Source organism: Vibrio sp. Y58_MX_L22 (genome assembly GCF_024181865.1).
GTDB lineage: Bacteria > Pseudomonadota > Gammaproteobacteria > Enterobacterales > Vibrionaceae > Vibrio > Vibrio alginolyticus.
This window is the reverse complement of sequence record NZ_JAMZAN010000001.1, coordinates 228,378-244,146: the sequence shown is the minus strand read 5'-3', so window position 1 is coordinate 244,146 and position 15,769 is coordinate 228,378. Positions and strand designations below refer to the sequence as shown.

The window sequence follows — 15,769 nt, the reverse complement described above, 5'->3', positions numbered from 1 at the left end:
CCCCAATGGCTCTTTCTCGCATACATGAGGTATGTTTTTGGTTCAATATCTCATTAGAGCCATTTAGGGCCATGTTTTTTCTAGTTTCATTTGAACAGTCATATTCGTCGACCATACTTAAAGTTCGTTGTTTCATATGGGGCGGATTATGCAGCCAATACTCTACATTCAAATCGGTAATGTTCTTTGGGCGGTTTTAAGTGACGGTTCTTGGATCCAAATGTTGCCCAACGAACAATTAGTTCCAGAAGTAGAGGTGGTTGTTCTTAATACTGACATTCTCGATATTGCATTTAATGAAGATACAACAAGTGAGGATGAATCGAGTTCGAATGATCTTTTAATTGCATCTCAAAACGGTATTGAATCCACTTTTAATCAGAGCGTTCGAGATTTTAGTGAGTCTTCTGGTGGGTTAAGTTTTGTTGCCTATATTCGCGCTGTTTTACCTGAGCAACTCGTTTCTAATGGCTATGTTACTAGGCCAGCAGTGCAAGAAAGAGAGAACCCAACTTCTGAGACTCAGGCTCCTGAGCGGTTGAATCCCGATGCTATATTAACGGTGGATATTCTTGATGGCGGCGATGGATACGAAAACCAGTTTGAAGTTCCTAGTGTCACGATTCAAGGTGACGCACTCAAGATAAGCGATGAGTGGCTTGTTACTATCACCATTACCGACAGCCTCAATAATTCCATTACTGTTACAACGACCGTAGAGAATGAGGCTTATACCCTATCAGACGTTGATCTGTCTTCTCTTGCTGAAGGGCCGCTTACGGTGACTTCTGTGGTTTCTGACATTTATGGCAATAACCTGAACGCCGTCGATACGACCATTAAAGATACGCTTGCAACGGTGAACGTCAATTTTGATGGTGGAGGGGATGAGTATTTAAATCAGTACGAAATCGCGACTACTCGCCTCGAAGGGACGATTGAAAACATTGAAGATGGCCAGCGTATCCAAGTTACGGTAACCGACTCGTTAGGAGCGGTCATAAACTTAGAAACGGTGGTGACTGGTGGAAGTTGGTCTCTGGACGACGTTGACCTCTCTGGGTTGTCTGAAGGTACGCTGACAGTTGTTGCTGAGAGTATAGATATAGCGGGCAACCCTGCAACCAGTGAAAACACCATCATCAAAGATACGCTCGCAAGTGTGACGGCGGACGTTGACGATGGCGGAGACGGCTATTTAAACATTGAAGAGCGCCAATCTGTCACTTTGTCAGGGCAAGTCAGTGATGTTGAAAATGGTCAGACGGTTTCTGTCACGGTTCAAGACAGCTCGGGGGGGATGCTCTCGTTCAATACCGTTGTCGTTGATGGTATGTGGCAAGTCGAAGGGGCGAACTTATCCACGTTAGCCGATGGGGCGTTAACCGTATCTGCCTCCGTGAATGATGTGGCGGGCAACCAAGCGAAAGCGATGGATGAGGCTACGACCATAGATGCCACAGCTCCCACCATTGATATAGATACGGATTTTTATATTAGCGGTGGTCTTGCCATTGATGATTTCCGTGAGGGTATAGTCACGGAAATGAGAGGGACAACCAGTGGTGTAGAGCAAGGTCTGGCGGTGACGATTCGGGTAAGTGACGGAGACAGCACGCTGAATTTTACTGGCCTTGTTGATGCATCAGGTTCGTGGACAGTAACCGGAATTGACGTAAACACTCTCAATCTAAACAACACGTGGACCATTGAAGCAGAAGTGTTGGATGCCGCCGGCAACCACGCGGTCGATACCATGCCGACAATAGTGCTACCCGGTTCAACGGTATTTTCTGAAAACATCGTTGGATTTTTTGGTGAGCAAAGCAGCTCGGCAGCCATCAACATAGAAAATGGTGTGCCAGCACTGCATGCAGAGCAACCAAGTTTGAGTGCGCTTACATCGGTCGGTCAATCTATTAACGTTGTTGTTGCAGAAGATGGGTTGAGCTTACAAGGAACATCGACTGACGACCGATTAGTTTTCTCAGCAGAAGTCAATGATGATGGTACGGTTCAAATTACTTTTTATGAAGCGATTGATCATGGTGTAGGTCAAGATGAGCTGGTGACTAACGTATTGGTTGAAAGCATTCAAAGTGATGCTGACGGCACACAAGAGGCTGTTGTGGCTCCCCTAGAAATCGCCATCCTTGATGCCGATCCAGTGATCGAAAATGAGTCATATAGTGTAACCGAAGGCCAAGTCATTTCTGGCAATGTACTGGAGAATGACATTGATATTGATGGTGACTTGTACATTCGATATGTCAGAGCCGGAGGAGAGATCCAGTCTGTCCCTGATGGTGGCTCAGTAAGTTTTAGTCTAGAGAAGGGTGAATTAACCGTATTTTCAGATGGCTCTTGGCAGTTGAATGCCAGTCGCAACTTAGATCACACGGTTGAGCAAAGTCTCGTTTTTGATTATCTCGCAGCCGATGATTCAAAAGATTACGGTGTAGCAACCGCAACTATCGACATTATAGATGGCCAAGCGGGTTATGTAGGCAGCGCTACTATAAACGCAGCAGAAGTACCTCTGGGAGAGGCATTATTAACCACCGAAGGCAGTGTTAATGTGATTGCTGGCTCTGATAACCCTGATCCGACTAGTTTGTATTTTGGTGGGGCATCCATTACTAAGTTAGAGGCATTAGGGCTTACAAGCTCAGTCTCTGATAATGAGCTTAGCTACACGTTAAGTTCCAGTGGAAAGCAAATCACAGCATTTGCTAATGGTGTCACTGTATTTACGTTAACATTGAGTGGCATTGAGTCGGGTAACGATGTACTAGCTTCAATCTCGCTTACTCTTGATCATCCTATCGATCAATTCAATAGTAGTGATACGGTCACTTTCCCGCTGACCATTGGAGGGACAGATCTAGACTCCACACCGCTTGTAGAGAATGAAATTGATTTCGTGTTGAAAGATGGTGTTGATCCTACGTTGAGCAACTTGACTGTTGTTGCAATGGAAGAGATTAATCTAGAAAGTGGGGCAATCTTTAAGACTGGGAGCCTTCAACTCGATATCGGGAGTGATTATGTTGACTCTCTTCGATTTAGCGAATTAAACCAGCCCACATTAGTGAGTAGTGAAAGTGAGTTGCTTTACCGTCTGTCTGATGACGGTACGACAATTACTGGCTATATCTTAGAAGGTGGGGTGGAAGTAAATATTTTTCAATCGAAACTATTATCCACATTACCTGTAGAGTCGAGTAGTGAAATAGAGTATTCCTTTGAATTATATCGCTCTTTCGATCTGTCAAAAGATCAAATCCTGGATATACCATTGTTAGTTAATGCAACAGATTCAGACGGTGACACCACCTCCGTAACATTGGATATTACCTTAGAGGCAATTGAAGGTTTGAACGATGATGCCTCTTTAACGGTGGATATTCTTGATGGCGGCGATGGATACGAAAACCAGTTTGAAGTTCCTAGTGTCACGATTCAAGGTGACGCACTCAAGATAAGCGATGAGTGGCTTGTTACTATCACCATTACCGACAGCCTCAATAATTCCATTACTGTTACAACGACCGTAGAGAATGAGGCTTATACCCTATCAGACGTTGATCTGTCTTCTCTTGCTGAAGGGCCGCTTACGGTGACTTCTGTGGTTTCTGACATTTATGGCAATAACCTGAACGCCGTCGATACGACCATTAAAGATACGCTTGCAACGGTGAACGTCAATTTTGATGGTGGAGGGGATGAGTATTTAAATCAGTACGAAATCGCGACTACTCGCCTCGAAGGGACGATTGAAAACATTGAAGATGGCCAGCGTATCCAAGTTACGGTAACCGACTCGTTAGGAGCGGTCATAAACTTAGAAACGGTGGTGACTGGTGGAAGTTGGTCTCTGGACGACGTTGACCTCTCTGGGTTGTCTGAAGGTACGCTGACAGTTGTTGCTGAGAGTATAGATATAGCGGGCAACCCTGCAACCAGTGAAAACACCATCATCAAAGATACGCTCGCAAGTGTGACGGCGGACGTTGACGATGGCGGAGACGGCTATTTAAACATTGAAGAGCGCCAATCTGTCACTTTGTCAGGGCAAGTCAGTGATGTTGAAAATGGTCAGACGGTTTCTGTCACGGTTCAAGACAGCTCGGGGGGGATGCTCTCGTTCAATACCGTTGTCGTTGATGGTATGTGGCAAGTCGAAGGGGCGAACTTATCCACGTTAGCCGATGGGGCGTTAACCGTATCTGCCTCCGTGAATGATGTGGCGGGCAACCAAGCGAAAGCGATGGATGAGGCTACGACCATAGATGCCACAGCTCCCACCATTGATATAGATACGGATTTTTATATTAGCGGTGGTCTTGCCATTGATGATTTCCGTGAGGGTATAGTCACGGAAATGAGAGGGACAACCAGTGGTGTAGAGCAAGGTCTGGCGGTGACGATTCGGGTACGTGACGGAGACAGCACGCTGAATGTTACTGGCCTTGTTGATGCATCAGGGTCGTGGACAGTAACCGGAATTGACGTAAACACTCTCAATCTAAACAACACGTGGACCATTGAAGCAGAAGTGTTGGATGCCGCCGGCAACCACGCGGTCGATACCATGCCGACAATAGTGCTACCCGGTTCAACGGTATTTTCTGAAAACATCGTTGGATTTTTTGGTGAGCAAAGCAGCTCGGCAGCCATCAACATAGAAAATGGTGTGCCAGCACTGCATGCAGAGCAACCAAGTTTGAGTGCGCTTACATCGGTCGGTCAATCTATTAACGTTGTTGTTGCAGAAGATGGGTTGAGCTTACAAGGAACATCGACTGACGACCGATTAGTTTTCTCAGCAGAAGTCAATGATGATGGTACGGTTCAAATTACTTTTTATGAAGCGATTGATCATGGTGTAGGTCAAGATGAGCTGGTGACTAACGTATTGGTTGAAAGCATTCAAAGTGATGCTGACGGTACACAAGAGACGGTTGTGGCACCGTTAACGATTACTATTTATGACTCTGATCCGGTGATTAGAGATGACACATACTCAGTCTTAGAAGATCAAACAATTACGGGCAATCTACTTGAAAATGATATTGATCTTGATGGAACACTTTATGTGAAATTTGTAGAGGCTGGCGGGGAGCAGAAGTCAATTCTAGAGGGGGGATCCGTAAGTTTTAGTTTAGAAAAAGGCGAATTAACCGTATTTTCTGATGGCTCTTGGCAGTTTGATGCAGGTCGAAACCTAGATCATTCGGTCGAGCAAAGTGTTTCTTTCAGCTATTTAGCTGCAGATGACTCCCAAGACTATGGCTTGGCTAACGCGACCATTGACATTACTGATGGACAAGCAGGTTACGTAGGCAATGCGACTATAGACGTAACAGAAGTCCCTTTGGATGGCCCGATATTGAACTTTGAAGGAACTGTCAATATTGTCGCGGGCTCTGACAATCCGGATCCGAGTAGTTTGTATTTCGGTGGGTCATCTATTACTAAGTTAGAAGCATTAGGGCTTACAAGCTCAGTCTCTGATAATGAGCTTAGCTACACGTTAAGTTCCAGTGGAAAGCAAATTACAGCATTTGCGAATGGTGTCACTGTATTTACGTTAACATTGAGTGGCGTTGAGTCGGGTAACGATGTATTAGCTTCAATTTCACTTACTCTTGAGCACCCTATCGATCAATTCAATAGCAGTGATACGGTAACCTTCCCGTTGACCATTGGCGGCGTAGATTTAGATGCCACACCGCTTGTAGAGAATGAAATTGATTATGTTCTAAAGGATGGCGCAGACCCAACTTTAAATAATTTGAATGGGGTAGAAGTAAAAGAATCTGATCTCGCAAATGGAAGTGTGTTGAGCTCAGGGAATTTTCAAGTTGAGGTTGGCAGTGATTACCTCGAATCTTTGTCGTTCATCGTCTCTGAACAACCCTTGTTGACGAGTGGTGAACAAGTTGTGCTTTATCAAGTCTCTGCGGATGGCAAAACACTTGATGGTTATATTCTTGACGAAGATGGGCAAACTCAGATTCCCATCTTTCAAGCTACCCTCAATGCTTCATTACCTATTGATGCAAATAGCGACATTACCTACTCCTTTGAGCTTTTTCAGGCTCTCGACCAACAAGAAAATACTGATCCAAACGTACCTCTCGTTGTTACTGCAATCGACTCAGACCAAGATAACACGTCGGTCGTTTTAGACATTAATGTTATAGATAACGACAATGGACAAGCGCTAATCAATAGTGGCAATGTCGAGTTAACCGAAACACCTGTCGATACAAACATTGCTCCTGATGGGGTTTCAGCCATAGCGAATACGGATGTGATAGTTACGTCATCATTCGATCCGATTGTGTATCTGGGTGTTGACATAAATGATGGAGATACTGTCAAAACTACGCTTGGTGATGCTGTTACTTATAACGGAGAGGCTGTCACTTGGTACGATAACAATGATGGAAGCTTTGACGCAATTTCAGACACTGGAGACGTTGTATTTAGGGTCACGTTACCTAGTGACTTCTCTTTGCCATCAAATGATACGTCTACCGTTAATGTAACTGTAGAGCTTTATCACTCGCTTGACCATGTTTTAGGTGATGGGACGCAATTGTCGATCTCTATGCCCATCGTGGCGAGAGATTCTGATGGAAGCGAGATCTCTACGGAGTCCAACATACTGGTCTATGATGGCTTGTTTCCGGAACTAGTAATTACAGAGGGAATCACAGTCAATGAAAGCGGGTTGAATGATGATTCGCTTGATTCTGGCATCGAGGGCTCGTCACCATCCATTACGCTATTACAAGGTTCAGACTCTATCGCCAGTGTGAGCGTGAATATCGATATGTTCAATGCGCTCGGCTATAAAACAAGTAGTGGTAGCCTGGTTTCGCTTGATTCACCGGACTCGAATGGTTGGTTATATGCAAGAGATGAAAGCGAGCAAGACGTCTTTAGAATTAGATTTAATACCGATGGGACTGTCGAGTTTGATCTATACCGTGCACTTGAACACGATGAACCTGACGGTGTTCCAGCGGACGAGAACACATTAGAACTCAGTTTTTCAATTTATGCCGTTGATAAGGATGGCGACCAGTCTGAAGCTGAGACATATACCGTTAGTGTAGTGGATGATATCCCCGAAGACACAAGCTCACCAATAGAAATTGAACTTACCGAGGGGGATGAGTTTTCGGGAAACTGGTTTAGCAATAATGCCGACTTAATCAGTTCAGATGGCACGTTGATTTCAAGTTTGACCTATGCAGGTGAAACATACGATACGGCGAGTTCGGTATTTAGCAATGATGCTTGGACCATCGATTTAATCAATAGTAGTGATGGTAACTTAAAATATGGAACGCTGACTATTGCTCAAGATGGGACATTTACGCTAACTACCGAGCTTATTGTTAATACGCCTGTAGGTGGTTTGCTTGATGATCTAACGATAACTGTGACGGATGCAGACGGTGACCAAGCAAGCAGTGAAGCTCAATTAATTCTTGATGATGCTAGGGGCTTTATTCGAACCGTTAATGTAGATACGTTAGAAGATAATGGCGCGAATAATAGTGGAGACCCTACGCCAGTCGCGTTACCGATTAGAGTTTCTCCTGGGGATACGGAGAATAATGAGCGTGTTGAAGCGATAAGGATCTCTGTTGAATCTCTACAAGGAGGGGCTCTGTTTTTAGACGGAGTGCGCCTTGAAGATGATGATAATGACGGATTTATTAGTCTTTCTGGTACAGAGCTAATGGGGGTGGGTATATTCACCGTTCCAAATGGTGATCTCACTTATCAACCAGCGCTAAACCTGTCGGGCAACACTATCAAAGTTTCGTTAGCAGTGTCTGCATTAATCGTATCTGATGTCGAACCAGATGGTTTTGTATTACAAGGCAATAACACGTTAAATGTTAACGTTTTACCGGTTGCAGATTTGCCAGAGTGGTCTAATGATTCGGACTTTTCTTATCAAAGTGTTGAAGATTCCGCTGAATCACTTTCACTCAATATTGTTGCTGAAAAGTTTGACCAAGACGGTTCTGAAACGCTCCACTACCAAATTTCGAATATTCCAGATGGGCTTATATTAACACTTAACGGAAGTGCTATTGAGGAAGGGAAAGCGTATAGCCAATCCGAGTTAGATCAAATTGAAATCACATCTAACGAAAACTTAGCCGGAAGATTTACTTTTGATGTAACGGCAGTAACGACTGAGTCGGGTAGTGTGTTTGCCGATGAGCAAGATAAAACAGCGGAGATCACTGAGCAAGTTGTTATCGATATATCTCCAGATGCCGATGTGCCTGCGCTGACCGTTAAAAACATTCAGGGGCTTGAAGACCAAGCGATTGACTTAAAAGAGTACATCTTAGGGCGGCTCACTGACACAGATGGCTCGGAGTCTCTGTCTTATCGCATAGAAGTTCAAGATGGTTGGACATTGCCTGTCGGAGCTGGGATTACGCTTATCGGTATTAATACCTACCTAGTGACCTCCAATGCTCTAGCCAATTCGGAGGCGTTACTTCAACCAAAATCGGATATCAGCTCATTTACTGAATCTCTATCCCTTCAAGTAACCGCCATTTCAACAGAGTCGACTATTGATGGCTTAGCACCTCTTAATGAAACCGCCGAGAGCCAATCTGCAACCATTGACATTAAGCTAAAAGGCGTGGTCGATGAACCAATTGTTCTAGATGGTGGACAGGGGAATTGGCAATATGATCAAGCGACTAAAGTAATTAGTAATCTCTCTACGTTAGACGAAGATAACCTGATACAACTGGATTTTATCATCCAGACATCAGACGACGATCTATCAGAAGAAATTAATATCTTGCTTCAGAACATCCCTTTAGGAACACAACTGACAGATGTAAATGGTGACCCTATTGTTCTTCCAATTGCTTACGTGGACCCAATAACGGGGCCAGTTTATCAGGTCTCAAACGCTGTTCTTGAAAACACTTACCTCAAAACAGAGCAAGATTTTAGTGGAACACTGAGCATGGATGTTATCGTCGTTTCAACAGAGCCGGATGGTGATTCTGCTGAAACCCCTCTTAAAGTGGAAATGGAAATCTCACCTATTGTTGATCAAACTGACGGTCAAGAATTACAAAGCAATGGTATTGAGGACAATTTCATCACACTAAATCTTGAGCCTGTCGTTAATCAAGATATAGATTCTAGTGAGTCCTTGACAGGATACACCATTGTATCCATTCCAGATGGCTTAACGCTTTACTTTGATGGTAATGCAGTAGAGGAAAGTAACTTACCGTTAGAACTCAATGAACTACTTGATGGTAGCTCGGCAACATTATCTGAGTTGTTAAACAGTGGACGAATCACTGTAAAAGCTAATGAAGACCTAAGTGGGACATTTAGCCTGGAAGTTCAGTACGAAGTGACAGACACGTCTCCGACGATGGAGACTGATGTAAAGGCAATCAATGGCTCTTTGAGCGTCGTGGTTTCTGGCAAAGTGGATATTGGTAATGAAGATATTGACAAAACACGTTTAGAAGGCGCGACTGAAGTATTCACAAGTACGGATGGGTCTGCTGTCGACGTGAGTGGAGGCATTGCATTTACAGAAGCGGATATTGATGGTTCAGAGTATCTCGATTACATCGTTTTACAGATACCGCAGGGTCAAGACCTCATTGTTACTCATCCGAATGGTGCTTCTCAAGATGCCGATGGGAACTGGCTGATTCCAATGGAAGGAATCACAAGTGATAGCGTGTTGGAAACCGCTCAAGATTTGCTTGCTAGCGCATCGATTTATAGCCCATCTAATACAGAGATACTTGATGTGAATGTGTTAGCGTATGTTCGAGATGGAACGGATGCTCAATACATCACAGGTCAGTTCCAAATTCAAATTACTGGCCATGAAGGAGATGGAGACCAGTGTGCTGATCCTGGTGAACCAGGAAGCGTTCAAAGTGGGGATATTGTAGGTAAAGAAGGTGAAGATGTCTCAATTGGGGCGTTTTTAAACCCTGATGTAGCGAGTAGTGATGGTAACTTAGTTTCCTTCTTTGTCGCCGCAGATTCTTTACCTGAAGGAGTCGAGCTTACTGGCGAAGGTGTGATACCTGCTTATGATAATGCGGGCAATCTGTTGGGTTATTCAATTTCTAGCGCTGGATTGTCTTCCTTGACGCTTACTGGCGTGGATGAGGACTTTGCTGGTTGCATTACTTTCAATTTAGAAGTGACAGAAACGGCCCCATGCGATGGTGACTCGAAAACAACCTCTCAGACCATTACGGTACAAATCTCTCCTGTTGTCGATGATATCGCGATAGCACCAAGCGAAGTTACGGTTCAAGAAGATACTATAACCAACCTGAATCTTGCTCTTGTATTGGGCGATAGTGAAGGGCCAATGCAGTCCATTACTGGAGAAGGTGACGCAGCGACTGGCCTTGAAAGTGTCAATTGGGTTTCTTTATCTGTGTCTGACGAGAATGCGCGGTTTACTGCCGTGGACCCGAGCCTACTCATTGACAACGGTGATGGAACATGGGTAGTGACAGATGTTACGCGTCTAAACGAAATTCAGTTAATCCCACCTGAAAACTACAGTGGAGAGCTTGTTATTTCCGTTGACGCAAACATTACTGATGAAGTCACGGGAAGTTGTTTAAGTACTGACAGTGCGAAAGATACTCAAACTAAATCAACAGAAGTTACCGTTACCATTGCCCCAGTGGTTGATAAAGCGGTTCTGGAAACAGAAGACGTAGTTGGTGATGAAGATAATTATATTTATTTAGGAAACTTATCTGCATCATTAATCGATCAAGATGGTTCTGAGTCGATGTCTTTGGTCATGACAGGAGTGCCAGACGGAGCTGTGTTGGTTTGGGACAATAATGGGACGTTCGAATTACTCCCTGATAACGGTTCAACGGATGGTGAGAGCAAGGAGTGGCAGCTAACTCAAGCACAACTTGATAAGGTTTACTTTCTACCGCCACTAGATTTTAGTGGGGATATTTCACTAACACTGCAAGCTATTACCCAAGGGTCTGGATCAAACGACTATAACTATACCACTTCTCAGTTCAACGTCGGCGTAAAACCGATTGGCGACGATGTATCGTTGAATACAACCTCTAACACGTTCACTGGAGATGAAGGTGATTCCGTTTCGATTGACTTTTTAGCGAGCGGTTTTGAAACAAATAGCAACGAATATATAGAAGTGTCGATGTTGATCAAAGCAAGCTCTGAACCCTCTGCATTGGAAGGCTTAGGTAGGATTCGTATTGGAACTCAATTCTCATCCTTTACCTTCGATGACGCGGGCAATGCCGTGGCGACGGTATTAGTGCGAGCAAATGAAGTGTCAGGTTTGGAGTTCGTTCCGAAGGATGCATTTGGAACGATGGATGTTGCTCTCAATGTTAGAACGTTTGATCAAGCGATAGTGTCAGGGAAACTCGAAACCGATTTTGGAGATGTGCAAAGCACCGATCTAACCATTGTTGTTACCCCTGAAGCTGATGAGCCAACACTAACGGCCGATTATCAGTCTATTGTGTCTGAAGCGTCTGGGAGTATTCCTTTAGGGTTGAGCATGAATTTAGTCAACCCTGCACCAGAAGAGTTTGGAAGTGTGGAGATTCGCGGATTACCAACAGATCTAGAGTTGAGTCATGGTGAAAGATTGAACGGCATTTACACTGTTGATCAAGAGGATGTCGCTGATCTTTCCATCGTTGGTGGGTTTAGCGGTGCAAGTGATTTTACGTTGTCGATAAAACCGATTGCAACACTGGGTGCTACTGTCGCAGAAGGTGCTGCTCAGACAGTCAATGTTGCCTTAGTGGAAGAGGGTGACCAAACATTACTTGCGACAGATGCTAATGATTTGCTTATTGGAGGAAGTGGCAGCGATGTATTCCAGTTTGACAGTTCAGGGCTCGGTAACGAGTTAAAGCCCTCGTACGATGTGATCAACGATTTCCAAATATCCGTTATTGGTGATGATAATGACACAATTAACATCGCCTCGATAATCACCGCTACCTCGATAACAGAAGTCGATAATAAGCTCGATTTAACAGAGAATGATGATGGCGTAACGCTTCACATAAAACCAGAAGAGACGGGGACAAAACAACAGATTCTTATGCAGGGCGTCACTCTCGATCAGCTTTACAAAGGTGACTCGACTGGCGTAGCCGAAGAAAATGTCTTACAGAAGATGATTGATGACAACAACTTGCTAGTAGGTGGTATGTCATGAAGCATCACTCATTCTCATCAAGTGAGCTGACTAACGATCCTTGGGGGCAATCGTTAACTTGGTTGATGCGTTATTTTGAGGTTAGACACCATACAAAAAAGGTGCTTTCTGGATTACCTCTTGTTGAGGGTAGATTGGATAGTGACTTATTCATCAGAGCCGCTGAGCGAGCCGATCTTGAACTCACATTAATCGATTTAAAATCCACCGCAATGTTGAGCTTTCCATTGGTGGTAATCAATAGGAAGACGTTACAACCCGCTATTATATCTGAGCGACATAACAGCGATTATCAAGTCACGTTATTTAGTGAAGATCAAGGTGAAACGCAATACGTCACGAGCGAGGAACTGCAGAATCAATTCCAGCCTCAAGCATGGCAAGTTTCTATGCGTCCAGAGCTGGACAAACGGATAAGTTCTATTCAAGCGGATTATAATGAACATTGGCTTTTCGCAGTAGTGAAAGAAATGTCTCCGTGGTATCGAGATCTTTTGATTGCCTCTTTCCTTATCAATACGCTAGCGCTAGTTATTCCGCTTTTCACTATGAACGTTTACGATCGTGTAGTGCCTAATCAAGCTTTCAGTACATTATGGGTTTTGGTCGCTGGTGTCTCCGTCATCATTATTTTTGATTGGCTATTGCGTAAAGCAAGGGGAGTTGTCACTGATACCGCGGGTAAGTACATCGATAACAAGCTTTCTTCGATACTTTTTTCTAAAGTTATGGGGATGAAACTTGAACACCGTCCTGCATCAGTCGGTGCATTCGCTCGACAACTACAAGATTTTGATAGTGTTCGCGATTTTTTTACTTCTGCATCTCTTGTGACCTTAGTTGATCTCCCATTTACGTTGTTATTTTTAGTCTTAATTGGTTGGCTAGGTGGGGCAATGATGTTCATACCTATTGCCGTCATGTTTACCCTGCTGATCCTTGGCTTTGCGGTAAAAGCAAAAATAGAACAATCACATACGGAAAGTGCTGCACTATCCATGAAGCGACAAGCTCACTTGTTTGATTCATTGTCCTCTTTAAAAGAGATTAAGCAAAATAACGCTACGGGAGAAGCACAAAAGCGTTGGGAGCAAACGGTATCCATGCTTTCTGATTGGCAAAATCAATCGCGAAACTATTCGAATATCGTTGCTTACTCCATTCAATCTAGCCAGCAGATAATTACCGTAATGTTACTTGTAACAGGCGTGTACAGAATTTCTGAGGGATTGCTCAGCATGGGGGGGCTCATTGCTATTGTCATGCTTAGCGGTCGTGCTGCAGGGGCGATTAACCAGTTAGCTATGCTGTTACTTCGCTATCAACAGACAAAAACAGCGGTTGAAGGCTTAAATTCTATCATGTCTTTACCTCAGGAGGCGAAACGCAGTCAGGTCATTACGTCTGCCGAATTTACAGGGAATATACGTTTAGAAAACGTGAGCTTCCAATACCCAGATGTTGATATGCCATGTTTGAGAGATATTAATCTTACTATCAAGCAAGGCGAACGCGTTGGCGTTATTGGTAGTGCAGGAGCAGGAAAGTCTACACTCCTTTCTATTATTACCAATCAACTCAGTGCCTTACAGGGTAGCGTTTATTTTGATGACATTGACAGTCAGCTTTGGCCCGCCGAATTGATAAGAGAGAAAACGGGTTGGGTTAGCCAAGATTCGCATCTTATATACGGCAGCATTATGGAAAACATAGTATTAGGACATCATGTTATTGATCAAGAACGATTACGCCGTGCGATAGAATTATCGGGTTTGAACCAGTACATGAGTCGCCTTCCTCATGGTCTAGAAACGCAAGTCGGAGAAGGAGGGCGTTATTTGTCGGGGGGGCAAAGGCAAGCTGTAGCGATTTCAAGAGCTTTTTATCGAAACCCAGCAGCATTAATTTTAGACGAGCCAACCAGTTCCTTAGACCAGCCAGCTGAGAATGCGTTGTTTAATGCTCTTAAATCGTTGCCGCACTCGACGACGATGATTATTAGCTCTCATAAACATTCCTTATTATCGCTTTGTGATCGAATTGTTGTGCTTGATAAAGGCGCAATTTTGAGGGAAGGAGCGCCCCAAGAAATTTTTGCTAAACAACAGTCTAACGCGAAGACGAACAGAGTACGCGCAGTATCAATTGTACGCGAAGGAGGTCAATGATGAGCACAGTTCGTTGGAGTAATGCTCATTTAGCAAACCGTTCGAGAACGTTGATTTGGTTGTCTGCCGCGTTAGTGCTGAGTGTGATTATTTGGGCCTCGTGGGCGAGGTTAGACGAAGTGGTTGTCGGCGAAGGAAAAGTTGTTCCTACTTTGTCTGTTCAGACGATTCAGAGCTTAGAGGGCGGCATTCTAAAGGAGTTACTTGTCATGCCTGGTGAAAGCGTCACTAAGGGGCAAACCATCGCCATTCTGGATGATACAAGGTTTAAGTCGACCTATTCGGAGACCTCTGAACAAGTTGAATCTTTGCTCGCCAGAAAGCAGAGGCTTCAAATTGAATTAGAAACGGTAAAAGTGAATAGCCTCCAACTGGATTGGAAACAACAAGTGAGTATCGAGCCTCAGCCATTTGATATTTCGATGACCGGCCACTCTGCCTATCTGAATGCCAAAGCAAACTATCTTGAGCGGTTGAGCCAACTGGAGTCTGAGCTGGAGGAGGCTAAATTGCGAATTGAGCAACAATCGCAAGCTTATCTAGATACCTTGAATACCATTCAAACACTAAAAAGCAGTCTGGTTATTGTCTCGAAAGAGCGAGATATGTTGAGAGAGGTGGTTTCTAGTGGCGCGGTGGCTGAAGTGGAATTATTAAAACTGAATAGAGATGTTATAAAGCTCAAAGGAGACATCGCGAGTTCACAAGCTGCTGCCCAAAAGCAAAGGGCTGTGTATTCTGAATCCATCGCAGATTATCGTGGTACTGCGCTTGCTTTTAGGGCAGAGGCACAAGGGCAGCTCAATGAAGTTGTGACGCAACTAGCGCAGCTCAATGAAAGTCGTCAGGCGATTGCGGATCAGTTGAATCGAACGCAGTTACTTTCTCCGGTCGATGGAACCATCAAAGATGTTTTTGTCAGAACCATCGGAGGTGTGGTTAAGCCGGGTGAGCCTATTTTAGAAATAGTCCCTCGTAATAGCACGTTAATCGTTGAAGCGAGAATTTCTCCTCAGAATATCGCCTTCATAAGGCCTGGCCTGCCGGCAACGGTAAAGTTGTCTGCCTATGACTTTGTCATTTACGGAGGCCTAGAAGGAGAAGTGACCTACGTAAGCGCCGATGCACTTCAAAATGAAGAGGGTAATGCCTACTACCGTGCCAACGTTACTTTCAAGGTTGATGATAAGTTTACGATCATCCCGGGAATGCAGGTTGTGGTAGACATTCTTACAGGAGAAAAAACAGTACTGAATTATTGGTTAAAACCTATATTACGTGCGAAAGAGAATTCGCTCAGAGAAAGATAGAC

At 44.2% G+C, this 15,769-nt stretch carries 3 protein-coding genes; all 3 read left to right on the top strand.

Going from position 1 to position 15,769, the window contains the following annotated elements:
- Positions 1-148: 148 nt before the first annotated feature.
- The 3 genes from NL626_RS00970 to NL626_RS00960 are packed head-to-tail and all read left to right on the top strand — an operon-like array spanning position 149 to position 15,767.
- Positions 149-12,289 carry an RTX toxin gene (locus NL626_RS00970; RefSeq protein ID WP_253656901.1) on the top strand — a complete coding sequence of 4,047 codons (12,141 nt, stop codon included), beginning with the start codon at positions 149-151 and terminating at the stop codon, positions 12,287-12,289.
- Positions 12,286-14,457 carry a type I secretion system permease/ATPase gene (locus tag NL626_RS00965; protein WP_253656900.1) on the top strand — a complete coding sequence of 724 codons (2,172 nt, stop codon included), beginning with the start codon at positions 12,286-12,288 and terminating at the stop codon, positions 14,455-14,457. The genes NL626_RS00970 and NL626_RS00965 overlap by 4 nt, the downstream gene beginning before the upstream one ends.
- A complete protein-coding gene (locus NL626_RS00960) occupies positions 14,454-15,767 on the top strand; it encodes an HlyD family type I secretion periplasmic adaptor subunit (RefSeq protein ID WP_021033865.1) in 1,314 nt (437 codons plus the stop codon). The genes NL626_RS00965 and NL626_RS00960 overlap by 4 nt, the downstream gene beginning before the upstream one ends.
- The last annotated feature ends 2 nt before the right edge of the window (positions 15,768-15,769 follow it).

What these genes read in the sequence shown, in the direction of transcription:
- NL626_RS00970 (WP_253656901.1), top strand. Translation starts at nt 149, where the DNA reads ATGCAGCCAATACTCTACATTCAAATCGGTAATGTTCTTTGGGCGGTT.
- NL626_RS00965 (WP_253656900.1), top strand. Translation starts at nt 12,286, where the DNA reads ATGAAGCATCACTCATTCTCATCAAGTGAGCTGACTAACGATCCTTGG.
- NL626_RS00960 (WP_021033865.1), top strand. Translation starts at nt 14,454, where the DNA reads ATGATGAGCACAGTTCGTTGGAGTAATGCTCATTTAGCAAACCGTTCG.